18 protein-coding genes are annotated in these 18973 nt (G+C 44.3%); 6 read left to right on the forward strand and 12 right to left on the reverse strand.

All coding sequences use genetic code 11. The annotated features are described in order from the left end of the window. Positions 1–183: 183 nt before the first annotated feature. Positions 184–420, reverse strand: a complete 237-nt coding sequence (locus ACLI09_RS14745) for an acyl carrier protein (RefSeq protein ID WP_026980165.1) — start codon at positions 418–420, stop codon at positions 184–186. Positions 421–597: 177 nt separating this feature from the next. On the opposite strand from ACLI09_RS14745, the gene ACLI09_RS14750 reads away from it, so the two are divergent. Both ACLI09_RS14750 and rnhA read left to right on the forward strand, forming a co-directional pair. Beyond that, complete coding sequence (locus tag ACLI09_RS14750; protein ID WP_411420403.1) at positions 598–1170, forward strand: phosphoribosylglycinamide formyltransferase; 573 nt, start codon at positions 598–600, stop codon at positions 1168–1170. A gap of 80 nt (positions 1171–1250) precedes the next feature. Next, positions 1251–1718 carry a ribonuclease HI gene (gene rnhA, locus ACLI09_RS14755; protein ID WP_411420404.1) on the forward strand — a complete coding sequence of 156 codons (468 nt, stop codon included), beginning with the start codon at positions 1251–1253 and terminating at the stop codon, positions 1716–1718. A 177-nt stretch (positions 1719–1895) separates the two neighbouring features. Here rnhA and ACLI09_RS14760 read toward each other — a convergent pair whose 3' ends face one another. Continuing rightward, positions 1896–2030: a hypothetical protein gene (locus tag ACLI09_RS14760; protein WP_411420405.1), complete on the reverse strand. Its 135-nt coding sequence runs from the start codon at positions 2028–2030 to the stop codon at positions 1896–1898. A gap of 137 nt (positions 2031–2167) precedes the next feature. Next, positions 2168–3106: a phospholipase D family protein gene (locus ACLI09_RS14765; protein WP_411420406.1), complete on the reverse strand. Its 939-nt coding sequence runs from the start codon at positions 3104–3106 to the stop codon at positions 2168–2170. 174 nt (positions 3107–3280) lie between these two features. Here ACLI09_RS14765 and ACLI09_RS14770 point away from each other — a divergent pair, with 174 nt between their 5' ends. Continuing rightward, a complete protein-coding gene (locus tag ACLI09_RS14770; protein WP_411420407.1) occupies positions 3281–4210 on the forward strand; it encodes a PfkB family carbohydrate kinase in 930 nt (309 codons plus the stop codon). 62 nt (positions 4211–4272) lie between these two features. Beyond that, the gene (locus ACLI09_RS14775) at positions 4273–6171 is read left to right on the forward strand and encodes an amidophosphoribosyltransferase (protein ID WP_411420408.1); all 1899 of its coding nucleotides are present in this window, start codon (positions 4273–4275) and stop codon (positions 6169–6171) included. A gap of 213 nt (positions 6172–6384) precedes the next feature. Here ACLI09_RS14775 and fabF read toward each other — a convergent pair whose 3' ends face one another. The 3 genes from fabF to ACLI09_RS14790 form a co-directional block, all read right to left on the reverse strand. Then, positions 6385–7629, reverse strand: coding sequence for a beta-ketoacyl-ACP synthase II (gene fabF / locus ACLI09_RS14780; protein ID WP_411420409.1), 1245 nt, complete (start codon positions 7627–7629; stop codon positions 6385–6387). Then, positions 7626–8060 carry a PaaI family thioesterase gene (locus tag ACLI09_RS14785; protein WP_411420410.1) on the reverse strand — a complete coding sequence of 145 codons (435 nt, stop codon included), beginning with the start codon at positions 8058–8060 and terminating at the stop codon, positions 7626–7628. The genes fabF and ACLI09_RS14785 overlap by 4 nt, the downstream gene beginning before the upstream one ends. 68 nt (positions 8061–8128) lie before the next feature. Further along, positions 8129–8719: a TetR/AcrR family transcriptional regulator gene (locus tag ACLI09_RS14790; RefSeq protein ID WP_411420411.1), complete on the reverse strand. Its 591-nt coding sequence runs from the start codon at positions 8717–8719 to the stop codon at positions 8129–8131. Between the two features lie 159 nt (positions 8720–8878). Between ACLI09_RS14790 and ACLI09_RS14795 the strand changes: the two genes are divergently transcribed. After that, positions 8879–9196 carry an HPF/RaiA family ribosome-associated protein gene (locus ACLI09_RS14795; protein WP_411420412.1) on the forward strand — a complete coding sequence of 106 codons (318 nt, stop codon included), beginning with the start codon at positions 8879–8881 and terminating at the stop codon, positions 9194–9196. A gap of 110 nt (positions 9197–9306) precedes the next feature. Here ACLI09_RS14795 and ACLI09_RS14800 read toward each other — a convergent pair whose 3' ends face one another. The 3 genes from ACLI09_RS14800 to ACLI09_RS14810 all read right to left on the reverse strand — a co-directional run bounded on the left by ACLI09_RS14800 (position 9307) and on the right by ACLI09_RS14810 (position 12958). Next, the gene (locus ACLI09_RS14800) at positions 9307–10356 is read right to left on the reverse strand and encodes a UDP-glucose--hexose-1-phosphate uridylyltransferase (RefSeq protein WP_411420413.1); all 1050 of its coding nucleotides are present in this window, start codon (positions 10354–10356) and stop codon (positions 9307–9309) included. 1 nt (position 10357) lies between these two features. Beyond that, positions 10358–11527 carry a galactokinase gene (gene galK, locus ACLI09_RS14805; protein WP_411420414.1) on the reverse strand — a complete coding sequence of 390 codons (1170 nt, stop codon included), beginning with the start codon at positions 11525–11527 and terminating at the stop codon, positions 10358–10360. A 354-nt stretch (positions 11528–11881) separates the two neighbouring features. Beyond that, a complete protein-coding gene (locus tag ACLI09_RS14810) occupies positions 11882–12958 on the reverse strand; it encodes an arabinogalactan endo-beta-1,4-galactanase (RefSeq protein WP_411420415.1) in 1077 nt (358 codons plus the stop codon). A gap of 204 nt (positions 12959–13162) precedes the next feature. Here ACLI09_RS14810 and ACLI09_RS14815 point away from each other — a divergent pair, with 204 nt between their 5' ends. Next, complete coding sequence (locus ACLI09_RS14815) at positions 13163–14161, forward strand: GntR family transcriptional regulator (RefSeq protein WP_411420416.1); 999 nt, start codon at positions 13163–13165, stop codon at positions 14159–14161. Positions 14162–14346: 185 nt separating this feature from the next. Here the strand turns inward: ACLI09_RS14815 and pbpC are convergent, their stop codons facing one another. The 3 genes from pbpC to ACLI09_RS14830 form a co-directional block, all read right to left on the reverse strand. After that, positions 14347–16758: a penicillin-binding protein 1C gene (pbpC, locus tag ACLI09_RS14820; RefSeq protein WP_411420417.1), complete on the reverse strand. Its 2412-nt coding sequence runs from the start codon at positions 16756–16758 to the stop codon at positions 14347–14349. A 134-nt stretch (positions 16759–16892) separates the two neighbouring features. Continuing rightward, positions 16893–17369, reverse strand: coding sequence for a thioredoxin family protein (locus ACLI09_RS14825; RefSeq protein ID WP_411420418.1), 477 nt, complete (start codon positions 17367–17369; stop codon positions 16893–16895). A 44-nt stretch (positions 17370–17413) separates the two neighbouring features. Next, positions 17414–18970 (reverse strand): peptide MFS transporter, encoded by a 1557-nt coding sequence (locus tag ACLI09_RS14830; RefSeq protein WP_411420419.1) that lies wholly within the window; start codon positions 18968–18970, stop codon positions 17414–17416. Between the last annotated feature and the right edge of the window lie 3 nt (positions 18971–18973).

An 18973-nucleotide genomic window follows, 5' to 3' on the forward strand; every position in this document is an offset into this window, starting at 1 on the left:
AAACAATACCCATGTGCTCTTTCAACTGAGTGGTAAGAAAACATGGGTACTGTTCATAAATTATATAAAACTGCCGCGCACAGCGCAGCATTAACTCCGTTATGTTATAAAAATGGCATTGCAATGTATTAATAAACAATAACATCCATGCAATTTTAAGGCCGCACGGATGTTAGGTATTTATTACTTTTTTGCTTCTTCTATATAAGAAATAGCCTGACCAACAGTAGAGATGTTCTCAGCCTGATCGTCCGGAATCTGAATATCAAATTCTTTTTCAAACTCCATAATAAGCTCAACAGTATCTAGTGAATCGGCGCCCAGATCGTTAGTGAAGCTTGCTTCTGATACTACTTCATTCTCGTCTACGCCCAGTTTGTCTACGATAATCGCTTTTACTCTTGATGCAATGTCTGACATAATCTTTAATTTTAGAATTTAAATTGAACGGCAAAAATAAAAAACTTTATTTTAAAACCGCACATTCCCTAAAAAATGTGAGCACTAAGGTAAAAAATTAATTTTAGAAAAATGTTGTACCTTAGTTAATTTGCGGGATATTATTCTTTTTTTTGCATCCTGAAAAGGGTTTGTACCATGAAAAATATTGTAATCTTTGCCTCCGGAAGCGGCAGTAATGCTGAAAAAATAATAAGTTATTTCTTACATTCAAGTACTGCTAAAGTTGTATTAGTGCTTAGTAATAACGAAAAAGCGGGTGTTTTGGCAAAGGCCGAAGCCCATAATGTGCCCACGCTTGTGTTTACAAAAGAACAGCTTAACAGCGGTTTTGTACTGCGCCACCTGCAGGCGTTTAACCCTCATCTTATAGTGCTGGCGGGGTTCCTGCAAAAATTTCCGGGCGATATTATAGCGGCATATCCACATAAAGTAATCAATATTCACCCTGCCCTGTTGCCCAAGTATGGCGGAAAAGGCATGTATGGCGCCCATGTGCACCGCGCCGTGCATGAAAACGGCGACAAAGAGAGCGGCATTACCATACATTATGTAAACGATAATTATGATGAGGGCAACGTAATTTTCCAGAAAGCGGTTAGCATTGAAGAATGCCTGAGCCCCGATGAAGTAGCCCTTAAGGTGCTGGAACTGGAACATGAACATTTTCCGAAGGTTATTGAGGAATTGATTAACGGAAAAATTGATTAATTCCTCTATTAATTTGAAAATTTGAAAATGCCGTTGTTCCGCCCGATGGGCGAAGCTCAATCTAAAATCTACAATTAAAAATGCATACTGTACACATATATACCGATGGCGCTGCCAAGGGAAACCCCGGGCCGGGCGGCTATGGCGTAATATTAGAGCAGGTGGGCACCGGCTACCGCAAGGAGTTTTATGAAGGCTTCAGGCACACCACAAACAACCGTATGGAACTACTGGCCGTGATTGTAGGGCTGGAAAAGCTTAAAACACCGGGCACGTCGGTTCTGGTAGTATCAGATAGTAAGTATGTGGTAGACAGCATCAGCAAAGGCTGGGTTTTTGGCTGGGAGAAGAAAGGTTACGCCGGCAAAAAGAACCCCGACTTATGGAAACGTTTCCTGAAAATATACCGCCAGCACAAAGTAGACTTTAAATGGATTAAAGGCCATAACAGCCACCCACAAAATGAGCGCTGCGATCAGCTCGCCGTTATGGCATCTGCTCTGCCCCAGCTTAATATTGATGCGTTCTACGAGCAGCAGGGAGAGTGATTCATTTAAGATTTCAGATTGTAGATGCGTTGCCCTCGGGTCAGATTTATCAGCGTATGTAACGCTCAGGGGGAATTTATTATTCAGATTTGATTTTTGGAATTTTACAGAATAGAAAAACCCGGACGCGCCATGCATCCGGGTTTTTCTATGATCTGAACCGAAATCGATTGCGAACTACAGGCTAAAAATAGCCAGCACCAACAGTCCAACGCCTACAACAGAACCTATGCTTACAGCAAGTATCCTTGTAGCCATCCCAACAGGCAAATCGTCAGACGGCGTAAACCCCTCATTTTGATTTAGTGACATGATAATAAGTTTTTAATAGTTAGGTCTTACGGCTAAAGTTACTGCGTAATGTAACTTAACCCTCACAATAATACATTAATTTTTTCTTTACACATTGTTAATATTTATTTTTAACGAAAAATAAATTGTTTTATTGCTTAACTGTGAAATAAGATGGGGTTTCTCATAGAAGTTTTGCCGTATGATGGCTTTCCTGTACGGTGGCAGTATTTTTCGGGATATACTTCATCTTTAAATTGATTCCACGTTTGCCATGCCCCGTAAGTAAAAGGCCTGGCTGGATTAAACGGAATTTGCTCACCTGTGCGAATACAGTAGCCATACTGCGGTTCATTTTGCCTTTCTTTGTTGTAAGATGCTTTTGGAGATTCGTAATGATTTTGCTTTACTTCCCGCTTTTTTATTTCGATTTCATATCTTATGGGGCGAGCACCATGCGCTGCGCCTAATTCAAGTTCATCATCAAATTCCGTCAATCTTCTTTTTTTATAATTTGAAGTACTCTTGGCATAGAAATGATCTGTATAATCTAACAGTATTTCAGATGTGATATAATTTTTGCTTAGGCCCATAAAAGTTTTTTCATAAACAGGCCTTTTAATGAAAATCGCGTCATTTTCCTCCGCAATGTCTATGCACTTACTCCATGCCTCTTTATCAGGATTACCTGTAAATTGGTCAGTAAGTGTATTTAGAACATTTTGCTCCGTGTAAATACCAAACTCAATATTATTTTTAAACGAATAGTCATAAAGGTTAATTGAAGTCACAATTCCTTTCCGCTCATTACCGTAATATTTGGCATGGAGATTAGGAACATAAATAATACTGACAAAAGGAAACTGTTTAAAAAAGTCAAAATCATCTTTGCTTAAGCTCCTGCTAACCGCTGTCTCATTTTTACCAAACACTAATAATAAATGAACTTTTGGATTGTTTTTATGGTTATTGAAGATTTTTTTGAAATACTCATCAAGTTTAACATAAGGTGAAACTATCATTAGTATTTGCTTAGCATCCCAGATTATATCGTAAACTGCCTCTTCTAAGTCTTTACCGGTAATAAATTTATTCATGAAAAATAATATTGGTTGAAGTGTAAAACTAATAAAAATGTTAAAATATTTAGCATTGTCATCAAAAAATTGATTCGCGAAAGCTATAATACCATAACTTAAATTGATACTAACCATATTGCTTCTGTCACACTTATGCATTATCTTTGCGTCCTCAAAAATTGGGACATTAAGATGAACAAACTACTCATTGTGGGTACCGTAGCCTTTGACGCTATAGAAACACCTTTCGGCAAAACCGACAAAATACTGGGCGGGGCCGCCACTTACATAGGCTTGTCTGCTTCTTTCTTTAAAACGCAAAGCGCCATAGTATCGGTTGTAGGTGATGATTTCCCGCAGGAATATCTTGACCTTTTGACTGACCGCGGTATTGATATTTCGGCCATCGAAATAGTGCCCGGCGGCAAAACATTCTTTTGGAGCGGCCGCTACCATAACGACCTTAACAGCCGCGACACGCTGGATACACAGCTGAACACGCTGGCCGACTTTCAGCCAAAAGTACCCGAAAACTTTAAAGATGCCGATGTGGTAATGCTGGGCAACCTGCACCCGCTGGTACAAATAAGCGTATTAGACCAGCTTACCGCTACCCCGAAGCTCGTAGTGCTTGACACGATGAACTTTTGGATGGACTGTGCCCTGCCCGAACTTACCGAAGTTATAAAACGTGTTGACGTTATTACCGTTAACGACGAGGAGGCACGCCAGCTTACCGGCGAATACAGCCTGGTTAAGGCTGCTGCTAAAATTCATGCTATGGGTCCGGAATATGTTGTGATAAAGAAAGGCGAACACGGCGCACTGCTGTTTCATGATAAAAAGGTATTTTACGCGCCTGCGCTTCCGCTTGAAGAAGTGTTTGACCCTACCGGCGCCGGAGACACATTTGCAGGGGGCTTTAGCGGCTATCTGGCGCAAAGCGAAAACATATCATTCGCTAATATGAAGAACGCGATTATCTATGGTTCTAACCTGGCTTCGTTTTGTGTAGAGAAGTTTGGCACAGAACGCATGGTGGGGCTTGGCAAAGCAGAAATGCTAGACCGCCTGCAACAGTTTAAATCGCTTACCCAGTTTGATATTTCGCTGGCAGAATAATAAAAACACTAAGGCCTCATTACGGGGCTTTTTTTAATACAACTACAACACACAACTACACTATGAGCGATGCTATCAAACATGAATGCGGTATTGCACTTTTAAGGCTCCTTAAACCTTTAGAATATTATAAGGAGAAATACGGTACTGCTTTTTACGGCATACAAAAAATGTACCTGATGATGGAAAAGCAGCACAACCGGGGCCAGGACGGGGCTGGTTTTGCCAGCATTAAAATGGATGTAAAGCCCGGGCAGCGCTACATAAGCCGCGTGCGCAGCAACCAGCAGCAGCCCATACAGGACGTTTTTGCCCAGATAAACGACCGCATTAACGAGGAACTTACCAACCACCCCGAATATGCCGATAACGTAGCCCTGCAGAAAGAAATGATTCCCTACATAGGCGAGGTGTATTTGGGCCACGTGCGCTACGGTACCTTTGGTAAAAACAGTATTGAGAGCGTTCACCCGTTTTTGCGCCAGAACAACTGGATGCACCGTAACCTTATAGTAGCAGGTAACTTTAACCTTACTAATGTGCAGCAGCTCTTTAACAGCCTTGTAGAGCTGGGGCAGCACCCTAAAGAACTTGCCGATACGGTAACGGTAATGGAAAAGATAGGCCACTTCCTGGATGACGAGGTAAGCGACCTGTACCAGGATTGCAAGAACGAAGGCTATACCAAGCAGGAAGCCTCGGCAGTGATATCTGAAAGATTAAATATAGCCCGCATTTTAAGGCGTGCCTCTAAGCAGTGGGACGGCGGCTATGCCATGGCCGGTATGTTTGGCCACGGCGACTCGTTTGTGTTCCGCGACCCGGCGGGTATACGCCCGGCATACTACTACCAGGACGACGAAATAGCCATAGTAGCCAGCGAAAGGCCGGTAATACAAACCGTGTTTAACGTAGCATATGACGATGTGCAGGAGTTGGAGCCCGGCCATGCCATCATTATAAAAAAGAACGGCACCATATCGGTTAAAGAAATCATACCCGCACTCCCTAAAAAAGCATGTTCGTTTGAGCGTATCTACTTTTCACGTGGTAGTGATGCCGAAATATATACCGAGCGTAAACAGCTTGGCCGCCTCGTGCTGCCTGATGTGCTTAAAGCAATCGAAGATGATACCGATAATACCGTGTTCTCTTATATACCCAATACCGCCGAAACATCATTTTATGGCATGGTTGAGGCCGCGCAGGATTTCCTTAACGACCGCAAGAATAACGAGATATTAAGAAGGCGTAGTGAACTTACCGAAGATACGCTTAAAGAATTGCTTTCTGTAAAAATACGCACCGAGAAAATTGCCATTAAAGATGCCAAGCTGCGCACCTTTATTACGGAAGACAGCAGCCGCGACGAACTTGTAGCGCACGTATATGATGTTACCTATGGCGTGGTAAAGCCCGAGGATAACCTTGTTATTATAGACGACTCTATAGTACGTGGTACGACACTGAAAAAGAGCATCATTAAAATGATGGATCGGCTTAACCCTAAGCGTATTGTGGTGGTATCGAGCGCGCCGCAAATACGCTATCCTGATTGTTATGGTATAGACATGGCCAGGCTTGAAGGGCTTATTGCGTTTCAGGCAGCGCTGGAGCTGCTTAAAGAGCGCGGGCTACAGCACATTGTAGATGACGTTTATGCCAAATGTAAGGTCCAGGAAAACCTGGAAGATGCCGACGTGGTAAACCATGTTACGGAGTTTTATGCCCCGTTTACCGATCAGGAAATATCTGATAAGATTGCACAGATGCTTACTACCAAAGGGGTGAAAGCTGAGGTGAAAATTATATTCCAGACGGTGAATAACCTGCACTTAGCCTGCCCTAAAAACCTGGGTGACTGGTATTTTACAGGCGACTATCCTACGCCGGGTGGTAACCGGGTGGTAAACCGTGCGTTCATCAATTTTTATGAGGGTAATGACGCAAGGGCATATTAATTTAAAGCAGATTAGCGAAACCGTTGTAGTTTAACGATAATTAATGTATTTTATCGTTAATATATGCCGTTGGTCTAATAAAGTTGTGGTCTGTTATAATAACCTATATCTTTACCCAAAATAGCATTAGTAAAAGTAAATTTTACGGTATTTTTGGGGGCTAAAAAAGGGAAAACTAAAAACGTTTTCCCTTTTTTTATTAATAACAATACCTTAAGCCTTTTTAAATAGGGTACTGGCGGTATGCCCGCCAAAGCCAAAAGTATTGTTAAGCACATAGTTGAGTGCTGCCTTTTTGGGTTTGCCTAAAATAATCTCTATACCAGGCGGAACATTTTCATCAATGGTTACAGTATTTATTGTCGGAGGGATAACCCCATCGTTTAACGACATGATGCTGATGATGCTCTCTACCGCACCCGCGGCGCCCAGCAGGTGCCCGGTCATGCTTTTAGTAGCCGTAACCGCTATAGGGATTTGGCCGAATACAGTAGCTATACCTACCGCTTCGCTTATATCGCCCAGACCTGTAGAAGTGGCATGTGCATTTACATAACCCACAGATTTAGGCGTTACACCTGCTTCTTTTAACGCACGGCGCATGCCTAACATAGCACCAAGCCCGTCCGGTGGGGTGCCTGTAAGGTGGTAGGCGTCAGCAGCCATACCGCCACCGGCAATTTCAGCATATATGGTAGCGCCGCGTGCTATAGCGTGCTCCCATTCCTCTAATATCAAAGCGCCTGCACCTTCGCCTGCTACAAAGCCGTCGCGGTTTTTATCAAATGGCCGCGATGCTCCATAAGGGTCGGCGTTATTTTTGCTTAAGGCTTGAGCCGCGTTAAACCCACCTATTGAAGATGGTGTAAGCGCCGCCTCGCTACCACCGGCTATCATTATGGTGGCCTTGCCCAGGCGAATGGTATCGGCGGCGGCAATAATTGCAGTATTAGACGATGCACAGGCAGATACTGTAGCATAGTTAGGCCCGTGCAGACCATATCGTATGGATAGTACACCGGCGGCAATATCTATAATCATTTTCGGGATAAAGAACGGGTTAAACCTGGGTGTGCCATCGCCGGAATGAAATTCGCGCAGCTGCTCTTCAAACGTGCCGATACCGCCATTGCCGCTGGCCCAGATAACACCCACGTCATACCGCTCCGTTTGCGGCATGGCTGCAAAATCAAGCCCTGCCTGGCGAATGGCTTCATCTGCGGCTACTATGGCATATTGCGTAAAAAGGTCGTATTTACGTATCTCTTTCTTATCTATAAAATCTTCGCCGTTAAAGCCTTTTACCTCACAGGCAAACTGTGTTTTAAATTTTGAGGCGTCAAACTTTGTTATGTACCCGGCACCGCTTTTTCCGGCGAGTATACTGTTCCAAAAATCTTTAACGGTATTACCCAGGGGGGTTATGGCACCCATACCTGTTACTGCTACCCTTTTCATCGTGTTTTTGTTTTTATAAGGTTTGTATATCCCTTTGCCAGTAGTTTAGTGCGGGCTTCATTCCACAGTTCGCTTTGTGCGTTTACAATTTGGCTGCCTTTTTTAATTACCTGTGTTTCGGCAATAACTACGTCGCCCTCGCGCGCCGCAGCAAAGTAATCCACCACCAGGTTTATAGTAACATGAAAATCCGGCCCGCCATACGCAATTAGCGTGGCGCCTATAGCATCGTCTATTATTGCCGCGGTTATACCACCGTGCAATGTACCAAACGGGTTAGTCATCTCTGCTCTTACCGTATATTGAAATGCCAGGCTTCCCTCTTCCACTTTTAACAGTACAGGCCTGAGCCAGTTAAGAAAAGGCGAGGGTGAACCCTGCACTTCCTTGCCTATAAATTGCCTTAAAAAGGCGGCTTCTTTTGTATCCATATTTGTTTAAATACCAATTGGTATATTATTTTTTATTAAAAAATACCTTTCGGTATTATGTTTAAATATCAACGTTTTATTTCGGCTATCATTACCCGGGCATGTTTTAAAGCCGCCTGAAGCCCATCACTTTTTCCCGTAACCTTCCAGAGCATGACACCTCCTTCTATAACCGCGATAAATGCCCCTGCAAATTCACGTGAATTAATTTTCTTTCTAATTTCTTTATCTTGTTGGCCTTCCTTAATTATTGCCTCAATGCTGCCATACCAGTTATCAATAGCTTTAACTACTTTAGCCCTGAGCTGCGGATGCGTATCATCTGCTTCGGTGGCGGTATTAAGTATGGGGCAACCATATTGCAGCGTTGGGTTTTTGTACAATTCAGAAAAGGCTATCGTATACGCTTTCAGTTTGTCAACAGCCGATTTACTTTCGGCAACTTTTGCCGCAACCAGCCCCGAAATTTTAGCGTGGTTATATTCAAAAGCCGCCACGGCTACAGCGTCCTTATTTTCAAAGTTACCGTAAATACTTCCTTTAGTAAGCCCGGTTGCCTCGGTAAGGTGGGCTATAGAGGTACCTGCATAGCCGTTTTTATTAAAAACGGGGGCGGCTTTCTCTATTATAAATTGCCGTGTTTTTTCTGCCTTTGTCATATCGTCAGTTTCGATATGTAAAATTATACCAATCGGTATTAATAACCAAATTATTTGCTTAGTAATTTTATTTACTGAAAATATTAATCTTATGCTAATATGCATGCTTACCGAAAAGATAAAAGGTAACTTTGGGTATAATCATTAAAATAAGCAATTATGCAAATTCGTGTAAATACAGACAATCATATTGAGGGGAGTAACAGGATGGAGAATTATTTTGATAACGTTATCCAGGAAAAACTGAAACGCTTTGAAGAACGCATTACCAACCTTGAAGTATACCTGGCGGATGAAAACAGCAGCGACAAAAAAGGCACGGATGATAAGCGTTGCACAATTGAAGCACACATTACCGGCATAAAGCCTCTTGCAGTTACTAACCATGCTGATACTGTTGAAAAATCAGTTTTAGGTGCGGTAACTAAAATGAAGGCCCTGCTGGAGCATACATTTGACAAAATTAAGACGCACTAGTAAAATGCATCGCATACTAAAAAGGCTTCTGCGAAATAGTACAGAAGCCTTTTTTATGTTGCAATATTACCGGGTATTTTCGTAACTTTTATATATCGGTCAACGCGAAACTACTTTTGCTTGTAATGCACCTCCGGAAGTTCCCTAAGCATGGCAGCGCTTTTTTCGGGCGATATATCCCTTTGGGCTTCGGCCATAAGCTCGTAGCCAACCATGAACTTCTTAACCGTAGCAGAGCGAAGCAACGGTGGGTAGAAATGCATGTGGAAGTGCCATTCCGGGTGGGCCAGGCCATCTGTCGGCGTTTGGTGTATACCAGAAGAGTAGGGGAACGAGGTTTCAAACAGGTTGTCGTATTTTATGGTAAGTATCTTAATAGCTTCGGCGAAGGACTGGCTTTCTTCAGGAGTCAGCTCGGTAACGTTGCCAAAATGCCTTTTGCTAATAATCATAGTTTCAAACGGCCATATTGCCCAAAACGGTACCACTACAACAAAGTGCCCGTTTTCATAAACGATGCGTTCTTTGCGGCCCAGTTCCTCAGCAAGGTAGTCGGCCAGCAGGCTGCGCCCGTTTGCTTCATAGTATTTCTTTAAGTTATCCTCTGTCTTCTCAATGTTTGTAGGTAAAGACGACTGACTCCATATCTGCCCGTGGGGGTGTGGGTTACTACAGCCCATAACGGCGCCTTTATTTTCAAATATCTGCACGTGGTTTATAAAGTCGTAGCTGCCCAGGTCTTTATACTGTTCTTTCCAAACCTCAATTACTTTAAGGATGTCTTTAGTTTCCATTTCAGGAAGCGTAAGGTCGTGCCTTGGCGAAAAACAGATAACACGGTTAATACCTCGCTCCGGCTTAAGTTGAAACAGTTCGTTTGTATTTTCAGGCGCTACAATTTCGTCCTTAAGCAATGATGGAAAATCGTTATCAAAAACATATACGTCTTTATACGTATCGTTACGCGTGCCGTCGCTCCTTAGGTTGCCTGCGCACAGGTAGCAAGCAGGGTCATAGGCGGGGCGGCCTTCGCTACCCGCACTTTCCTTTTGTCCCTGCCACGGGCGTTTTGCCCTGTGGGGCGATACCAGTACCCATTCGCCCATTAGCGGGTTAAACCTGCGGTGCGGATGTTCGTTATTGTCAAATGCCTGCTGCATATTATGATGTATAAAGGCTTGTACCCTTAGCTACTTTTACTTTATAAGCCTCAAGCTTAATATTAAATTTTTCTTTATATTCTTTAGCTACGCGTGCTATAAGTGCATCGGCAGCATCCTTTTTAACAAGGTTGATAGAACACCCGCCAAATCCGCCTCCCATCATGCGTGCGCCAAGCACGGTTTCATCTGCTCGAACTGCATCAACTAAAAAATCGATTTCCTCGCAGCTTACCTCGTAGTTTTTGCTCAGGCCATTGTGTGTGGCATACATCAGTTGGCCAAGCCCTGCAAAATCCTGTTTCTCAAGAGCTGCAACGGCATCCAGTACACGCTGTATTTCTCGTACCACAAAAAGGCAACGGCGGTAAATAACATCGCCCAACTGGTCTTTTACCGTATGCACCTTGTCTTCGTTAAGGTCGCGGAAGGTTTTTACGCCCGGGTAGTGTTGTTTTAATATTGCAATGCCTTTCTCCACCTCGTTACGGCGGTCGTTATAACCGGAGGTAAGGTGGGTGTGCTTTACCTTACTATCAAGCAACACCAGCATATATTCCTTAAAATCGGCTTTGTGGTATTCGTATTCCAAGGTATTGCAGTCCAGCTTTATTACCTTGCTCTTTTTACCGAATACGCTGGCAAACTGGTCCATGATTCCACAGTTAACACCTACAAAGGTATGCTCTGATTTCTGTCCTATAAGCGCGATATCTTCTTTGCTAAGGCCAAGATTATATATGGAATTAAGCGCATAGGCAAAACCGCACTCTACCGCCGCCGATGACGAAAGGCCGGCACCCATGGGTATAGTACTGCTAAAGGCAATGTTAACGCCCTTTGACGCCAGGCCCCTTTGTTTTATTTCGTGTGCCACGCCAAGAAAGAAGTTGGCCCACATCTGGTCGGCCGGCTTAAGGTTGTTGTCCATATCAAAGCTGTAGCTTTCGTTAAGGTCTTTAGCAAACAGGTTAACCTTTCCGTCACTGTTTTTTGAAACGGCAAAGCAAACATATTTGTTTATGGCGGCCGGCAGTACAAAGCCGTCGTTATAATCTACGTGTTCGCCGATAATGTTTATACGGCCTGGTGAAAGGAAAATGTATTCCGGTGCTGCATTAAACTGTTCTTTAAAAGAGGCAGTAACGTGCTTTACTAACTTTTTCTTCATTACTTATTGATAAAAATAATTGCCCTTACCTTAAGAAGGCTTCGGCTATAACGGTTATTGTTTGGTAAAATATTTTCTATATATTAGCCGTCCGGCAGCCGTGGCTTTACGGTTGTTAAATAACTATTGAACCTGAATTTTAGGAAAGCGGCTTGCCCGGCTGATTTATGTGTGCTATTTCCATTGTGTTTACGTAGTGTGAGAGGATATTGTAACCCAAACTTAACCCATTACCCACTATGCGTAATCAGGATATAACCACTCTTGCCGGGCAACTGCATTTCCAATCACCCAAATCTAAACATACATTACGCCAGGCGTAACGCAGATATCTTAACGGGATATTTCCCCGTTTTATTCATTAAAAGCATCGAGCGCGGGCAGCGCCTTAACATTAAAATCCCAAAGCGCCTGGTTTTCCCATGTTGAGCCATCAGTCGCCTGTTGGCCTTTAAAAGATACCCACTCTGCACCCCAGTAACAAAAACCCGCACCCACAGTGCTGTTCTCTACTACATTGCGCACGGCCAGCAAAAAGTCTTTTTGCCCTGCGGCAGTTGCCGGATATGCGGGTATTAGCTGGCTTTCAAGGCCTACCACGTTATTCGTCCAGTCATTCCACTCCAGTGTAAAAGGGTAAGAAGTTTCAGCAATAATTACTTTTTTATTATGTGCCTCGCCCAGCGTACTAATGCTGTTTTGCAGCGCTGTAAGATCCTTCCCATGCCATATAGGATAGTAGGAGAGGCCTATATAATCATAATCAACGTTAGCTGTTTTATCAAAAAACCATTCCGCACCCTGGGTACCGGCATGGTGCAACATAATTTTAGTATCCGGCGCATTTGCGCGTATAGTGGCGCTTATAGCGTTTACCAATTGCAGGTACTGGCTTTCGTTAGACGAAAGATTCCCTTCCGGGTACATAAAGCCATCGTTAGTTTCGTTGCCTATTTGTATGATGTCCGGTTGTATACCCAATAAAATTTCGTTTGTATACGTCACGGCTGCATCCCTAAGCTGGGCAAGGTTAAATCCCACCCATGCCTGTGGCTTCTGCTGGGCCGATGGGTCGGCCCAGGTGTCAGAGTAGTGTACCGTAAGCCAGACCTTCATGCCCATGCTGTGCACGCGCTGCGCCAGTACCTTTACCTCCTGGAAACCCGAATGTGCATTGGCCGGGTTTTTCCATATCCGGATGCGAATGGTATTTACGCCCGCGTTCTTTAGTGTTAGCAGTGCATCCTGTGTGGCATTGCCATTTTTATATGCCGTGCCTTCCTGTTCTGCCTCAGGCAAAAACGACATGTCTACACCGCGTATAAATTCGTCCATCGCCGGCTGGGGACTATTTCCGCTACCGTCGTCGCTGCCGCAGCCGGTAAAAGCCAGGGCAAGGCAAAACATTGTTATATAGATTTTTATCTTCATTAGTTTTCAATCGTTTATATGGTTGCGGAATTCAATGGGTTGAAAATAACTAATTCCTTAACGAATCACTCTGTAAATATGAATAAGGTATTTTAGCACCTCATTAATAACAATATAATAGCAAATGTAAAAATAAATCGAGTTCTACCATACCAGTACCTACCAGTTTCTATATATTAGCCACCAGTTTAAAACGTTATAGTAATGAAATTGATTCATATTGACACATTAAAAAGCCTGCCGAAATACAAGCAAATAGTGCTTAGCATAGAGAACGCCATTAGCGAAAAAAGGCTAAAACGGGGAGATAAATTACCCAGTATTAATAAAGTAGCATTGGAATTTTCGTTGTCCCGAGATACTGTGCTGCTGGCGTATGAGGACCTGAAAAAACGTGGCATTATTTACGCGCGCCTGGGAAAGGGTTATTATATTAAAAGTGAGGAGCTTATATTGGAGCAACGTATTTTTTTGTTGTTTGATGAGTTTAATTCTTTTAAAGAAGACCTCTATAACTCGTTTAAGGAAACGATGGGCAGCAGTGCGCAAATTGATATTTTTTTCCACTACTTTAACCTTGAAGTTTTTAAAAAACTGGTAACAGAAAATAACGGCGATTACAGCAAGTATGTAATAATGCCCACGACGCTTAGAGGTGTAGCCGATATCATTAAAACCCTGCCGAAAAACGATGTATACATACTGGATCAAACCAGTGAAGCGCTAAACGAATACCCTTCGGTACACCAGAATTTTGTAAACGACATGTACAAGGCGCTTGAAAAAGCCGAACCCAAATTAAGACAATATAATAAGCTGATTCTTATATTCCCGGTATTTAAACAGCCGCCCGGCATGCAGGAGGGCTTTGTCCGTTTTTGCAGGGATTATAAGTTTACTTACGAGATAATACCCGATTTTGAGAACAACAGCATCACCCCCGGAGAGGTATATGTTATTCCCAATGACCGTCACCTGGTAAACGTGATAGAGCAGTCGCGTGTACAGCACCTTAAAATAGGCAAGGATGTGGGCATCATATCCTATAACGACATTCCGCTAAAAAAAGTAGTAGGCAACGGCATCACAACCATATCTACCGACTTTAATGCCATGGGCCGCCTGCTCGCCGAAATGATAGTGCTGCAAAAAAAGGAAAATATTGAAAATGCGAGTAGTTTGATACAGCGGGGTTCACTGTAGTCATACAGAAGCGTTCGTCCATTTCGACGAAGGAGAAATCTCACTTATATAAACCCGCCCCGGCTTTCAGCTATCCCTCCGAAGGAGAAGAATACTCACTCATTCCACACGTAGCACATATCCTGATTCCCCTCCTTCGGAGGGGTGCCCGCAGGGCGGAGTGTCTATTATGCTGTAAATATGCTTTACTCCGGTGCCTCTATCCTTATATGCCTCTTAATCTCATTGCCGCTTTCATCCGTTACGGTAACCCAATACGTTCCGGTAACCGCCTTAATAGTCATTTCATGGAAGGTTTTGGTTTCGCCCAAATACTTATTGCCCAAATACCAGAACAACTTTGCATTGGCATCGGTATGCGCGGCACGTAACACAAAGGGCTGTACTTGGCCATTAAAATCGCGGGTAAGGTATATGGTACCGTTTTCTTTAGGGTAAATAAAATCCATATAAGCACCTCCTGTGCCCTCGCATCCGGGCAGGAAAGGCGGCAGCGGGCGGTAATCCATATGCAGGTTTTTGTAGTACCACTCCATAACCGGGGGCAGCACAAACCAGCTTTGGGTTACCATGGCATCTACATCGGCACAACTGCTGTTTACACGGTACTGCGCCGTGGCATCAAGGTGAATGAGCTTATGGTAGGGGCACGGCTTAGTCTTGGCACCGGCCAGCGGAATCCATTGTTTAGACACCGGGCAATGTTCACCCGCCAAATGCCCGCTTAGCGCGCAAACATCCGACTGTTGTAAATCGTTATACGGCGGGGCAAACCATTTTTGCCTTGGCAACAGCCCAAAAACATCAAACAAAATGGGTGCCGCACTACCCACGCCGGTAAGCGTAGGCCTGCCCTCGCCGGAAGCATTGCCCACCCACACCCCAACTACGTAACGCGAACTCGTGCCTATGGCCCAAGCGTCGCGGCTGCCAAAGCTGGTACCCGTTTTCCAGGCTATTTCTACCGATGAGTCGTAGAATTTCCAGGCCTCGTCACCTTCAGGGCGATTTACTTCTTTCATGGCGTTATAGGTGCACCATATTGCCCCGGCTCCGGTTTGCGGTTTATTAAAGGTTTCTTTACCAAATTGCCGCCTTATATTGCTGTCCCAGTTCAGTTCGGCAAACTCCTCCGTGCGGTATTTGGCCTGGTTAGCCGTAAAATAATTCAGCGAACCCGTAAGCCCGGCATAGGTACGGCACAAATCCCAAAGGTTACTTTCGGCTCCGCCCAAAATAAGCGACAGCCCGTAATGGTTAGGGTACTTGTTGATGTTACTCAGCTTAAAGTGCTGCAGCTGCTCATAAAACTTATATATGCCATAATCTTTAAGCATTAGTACCGCGGGTATGTTCAGCGAGCGCGACAAGGCTTTCTGGGCAGGTACCGCACCGTCATACGTAAGGTCGTAGTTTTTTGGGCTGTAGCCCGCTATCTGCGTGGGTACGTCGCCTACGAGGGTGTTCGGCAGCAGCTGGCCATCATCAAGCATCGAGGCAAATAGCAACGGCTTTAAAATACTACCGGTACTGCGCGCTGCGGGTATTATATCCACATCCTTCTGATGGTTTTTATCGGTAGGCGAATTACCCACGTAGGCCAGCACATTGCGGGTTTTTACATCAATAACCAGTATCGCCAGGTTATGCACCTCGTTTTGCCGGTACTCCTGATAGTAGCGGGCGGCTATTTGGTTCACGCGGTTTTGCAGGGTGCCCTGAACAGTGGTTTTTATGCGGTGGCCTTCCTGCTTTTTGGCTATGCGCTGTAATAAATGGGGCGCGGCCTGGGGCAGGTCATACGGTTTTTGGGGTAAGTCTTCCTGAAGCGAAAGTTCGTAGGTGGTTTTGTCTATAACTTCTTCCTGATAAAGTTTCTTCAGCAGGCGGTCGCGTTTGGCACGCAGCAGCTCCTGGTTCTTGCCTGGAAAAATGAGGCTGGGCGCGTTAGGCAATACTGCAAGGGTCGCGCTCTCTGCCCATGACAACTGGTGCGGCTGTACCCCAAAATACCGCCAGGAAGCCATCTCTAAACCTACTACGTTACCGCCATAAGGGGCATGCGCGGTATAGAGCCCCAATATCTCAGCTTTACTGCTGCGAAATTCAAGCCGGGTGGCCTGTATTAATTCGATAAATTTTTCAAAGTAGTTGCGCTTTTTCCCGTTACGGCTCAGGCGTATAACCTGCTGCGTAAGCGTGCTGCCCCCACGTACCACACGCCCCGCGTCGTGGTTTTGCTTTATGGCGTTTACAATGGCAACGGGGTTAAAGCCCCAGTGGTGGTAAAAGTGCCTGTCTTCAAAATTTACAATGCATTGGCGGAATTTATACGGCACGCTGTCCTGCGCCGGAAAGCGCCACTGTCCGTCGCGGGCGATGCGTGCACCCAGCAGGTTGCCTTCAGTGCTTTCTATTACTGTGCTATAGCTCTCGGTAAACAGGGTGCGCGGCAAACAGAAATAATAGGCAATAAGCAGCAATGCCGTTATGCCGGTTTTTGTTTTATTTGATTTTATCCGGGATAATGTGCTTTGCAAAAAGCGTTTTAAAAACCCGGCGATGTGCTGTAAATAGGGTAGGCGCTTATTTTTCATCAGATAGTATATGTATTTTATTCGCCGGAGCATTTTTAACACTTAGGCAACGCTGTGTTTATAAAACATAACGTTACAACACATTAAAAAATACATGAACTACCAAATTACCGCATCCAAAAATCCACTAAAAATCAACTTTTCTTGATAATCTTATTAGCGCCATCAAGCCATGCCGAAGGGCCTCCGGCTACATAACCTGTGCTGCCCAGGGCTTCAAAACTTATTTTGCCATCGGCGGTTTTAGTGCCGTTTGCAAACCAAACCGTAGGGTAGCCCCTAACCTGGAAAAACTGGTTTAGCTGCGCGTTTTGCTGTTTAAGGGCATCGCTTTGTGCTGTGCGGCGTGGAAAATCAAGCTCTACTAAAATTACATTGTCTTTAGCCCATTTAGTAAACTCAGGGGTTTTAAGCACCTCTTTTTGCAGTTTCATGCACCAGCCGCACCAGTCAGAACCGGTAAAGAACATCAGTATAGGCTTTTTAGATTTTTCGCTAAGGCTTACTGCCTTAGCGACATCGGTATGCCACTCAAGCTCTTGTGCGTTAGCCTGAGCACGTACGGTAAGCGCCCCCAGGGTAAGAAAAAGTAGTAATACAGCTTTTTTCATAAACATTTATTTTTATGAGGTTTAACCAAAAATGGTGCCTGAAATTATTTTACGCCGTGCATTAGTTTTTTGATAACCGGGTGCAACACAGAAATAAGCAAGCCAAGCCCTATAGGCACTGCCGTAAATATAAGGAAAAATGTAGTAAGCGAATATTGTGTTGTAATCTGTTCAATCATCCCACCCATAGCACCGGCAAGCTTGTTACCCATAGCTATAAACAGGTAGTATACGCCAAACATCATCCCTATCCAGGCAGCCGGAACCAGCTTACTTACATAAGAAAGACCAACTGGTGATATACAAAGTTCGCCCATAGTATGGAACAAGTAGGCAAGGATAAGCCATACCATGCTCACGCGGATGCCATCGGCAGCGCCCTGCACTATAGGCATAGAACCGTAGGCCAGGAAGCCAAAGCCAAGCCCCAGAAGCACCAGACCAAGCCCGAATTTAATAGCACCGGGCAGGTTGTATTTACTCTCCCACCATTTTGAAAATAATGGTGCAAGCGCAATGATAAACAAGGAGTTAAGGATGCCAAACCAAGTAGCAGCTACCTCGGTAGTTTCTGAAGAAAACTCCCTTTGTACCCTCCATATTACAAGTGCCCATATAGCCACAAAGCTAAGTGCCAATACTATATTACCTACCGAATATTTTTTAAATGTTTTACCAAAAAGGCTTATCAGCACATAAGTTATTATCGCAATAGGTGCTATGGTAAGTATAGCGTCTACAACCTTATATATCATACCTGCATCGCCGGTAAGCACACGTTGTGTATAACGATCTGCAAAAATTGTCATCGAACCACCTGCCTGCTCAAATGCAGCCCAGAAAAATATCGTGAAAACTGAAAAGATGAATACCACTATAAGCCTGTCAATAAGTATTCTTTGAGGTGTTTTTTCCTCTACCTCGGGCGCTTTGTTAAGGCTCTTCGTTTCAGCAGGAGAAAGGCCTACATCACCAAATATTTTTTGTGTAAAATAAAATTGCAACATACCCAGGAACATAAAAATACCGGCAAGGCCAAAGCCCAGGCTAAACGAAACTTTTTCTCCTATGTAACCGCAAAGCAATATCCCCAAGAACGCACCAGCATTTACGCCCATGTAAAACAGCGAGTAAGCGCCGTCTTTCTTTTCAGGGTGTGCCTTATAAAGGTTAGATATCATTGAGGTCATGTTCGGCTTAAACAAACCATTGCCTATCATAAGGCAGCCAAGGCCTATATATAAAAATGTTTCGGTTTCAAGAGCCATCGAGGCATGCCCCAGTGTCATAATAAGCGCTCCCAGCAACACCGCCCAACGGTAGCCCAGCAGCCTGTCTGCAATTACGCCACCTATCACCGGGGTAAGATAAACACCCATGGTATAAGTGCCATAAAGGCCAAGCGCCCTTTCAGTGGTCCACTCCCAACCTGGATTAAAGCCTGTAAGCGGCGAGGTTAAAAACAGCACTAATAAAGCGCGCATACCATAGTAAGAAAAGCGTTCCCACATTTCGGTAAAAAACATTACAAATAGCCCCGAGGGATGCCCCAGCACCGTTTCCTTGAAAAAGTCGTCTTGTTTCGTCGTTATTGTAGACATATA

The sequence above is a fragment of the Flavobacterium sp. RHBU_24 genome, from assembly GCF_046613695.1.
Taxonomy (GTDB): Bacteria; Bacteroidota; Bacteroidia; order Flavobacteriales; family Flavobacteriaceae; genus Flavobacterium.

What these genes read in the sequence shown, in the direction of transcription:
- ACLI09_RS14770 (WP_411420407.1), top strand. Translation starts at nt 3,281, where the DNA reads ATGAACAAACTACTCATTGTGGGTACCGTAGCCTTTGACGCTATAGAA.
- rnhA (WP_411420404.1), top strand. Translation starts at nt 1,251, where the DNA reads ATGCATACTGTACACATATATACCGATGGCGCTGCCAAGGGAAACCCC.
- ACLI09_RS14830 (WP_411420419.1), bottom strand. Translation starts at nt 18,970, where the DNA reads ATGTCTACAATAACGACGAAACAAGACGACTTTTTCAAGGAAACGGTG.
- ACLI09_RS14800 (WP_411420413.1), bottom strand. Translation starts at nt 10,356, where the DNA reads ATGCAGCAGGCATTTGACAATAACGAACATCCGCACCGCAGGTTTAAC.
- ACLI09_RS14815 (WP_411420416.1), top strand. Translation starts at nt 13,163, where the DNA reads ATGAAATTGATTCATATTGACACATTAAAAAGCCTGCCGAAATACAAG.
- ACLI09_RS14785 (WP_411420410.1), bottom strand. Translation starts at nt 8,060, where the DNA reads ATGGATACAAAAGAAGCCGCCTTTTTAAGGCAATTTATAGGCAAGGAA.
- ACLI09_RS14825 (WP_411420418.1), bottom strand. Translation starts at nt 17,369, where the DNA reads ATGAAAAAAGCTGTATTACTACTTTTTCTTACCCTGGGGGCGCTTACC.
- fabF (WP_411420409.1), bottom strand. Translation starts at nt 7,629, where the DNA reads ATGAAAAGGGTAGCAGTAACAGGTATGGGTGCCATAACCCCCCTGGGT.
- ACLI09_RS14775 (WP_411420408.1), top strand. Translation starts at nt 4,273, where the DNA reads ATGAGCGATGCTATCAAACATGAATGCGGTATTGCACTTTTAAGGCTC.
- ACLI09_RS14795 (WP_411420412.1), top strand. Translation starts at nt 8,879, where the DNA reads ATGCAAATTCGTGTAAATACAGACAATCATATTGAGGGGAGTAACAGG.
- pbpC (WP_411420417.1), bottom strand. Translation starts at nt 16,758, where the DNA reads ATGAAAAATAAGCGCCTACCCTATTTACAGCACATCGCCGGGTTTTTA.
- ACLI09_RS14760 (WP_411420405.1), bottom strand. Translation starts at nt 2,030, where the DNA reads ATGTCACTAAATCAAAATGAGGGGTTTACGCCGTCTGACGATTTGCCT.
- ACLI09_RS14765 (WP_411420406.1), bottom strand. Translation starts at nt 3,106, where the DNA reads ATGAATAAATTTATTACCGGTAAAGACTTAGAAGAGGCAGTTTACGAT.
- ACLI09_RS14810 (WP_411420415.1), bottom strand. Translation starts at nt 12,958, where the DNA reads ATGAAGATAAAAATCTATATAACAATGTTTTGCCTTGCCCTGGCTTTT.
- galK (WP_411420414.1), bottom strand. Translation starts at nt 11,527, where the DNA reads ATGAAGAAAAAGTTAGTAAAGCACGTTACTGCCTCTTTTAAAGAACAG.
- ACLI09_RS14790 (WP_411420411.1), bottom strand. Translation starts at nt 8,719, where the DNA reads ATGACAAAGGCAGAAAAAACACGGCAATTTATAATAGAGAAAGCCGCC.
- ACLI09_RS14750 (WP_411420403.1), top strand. Translation starts at nt 598, where the DNA reads ATGAAAAATATTGTAATCTTTGCCTCCGGAAGCGGCAGTAATGCTGAA.
- ACLI09_RS14745 (WP_026980165.1), bottom strand. Translation starts at nt 420, where the DNA reads ATGTCAGACATTGCATCAAGAGTAAAAGCGATTATCGTAGACAAACTG.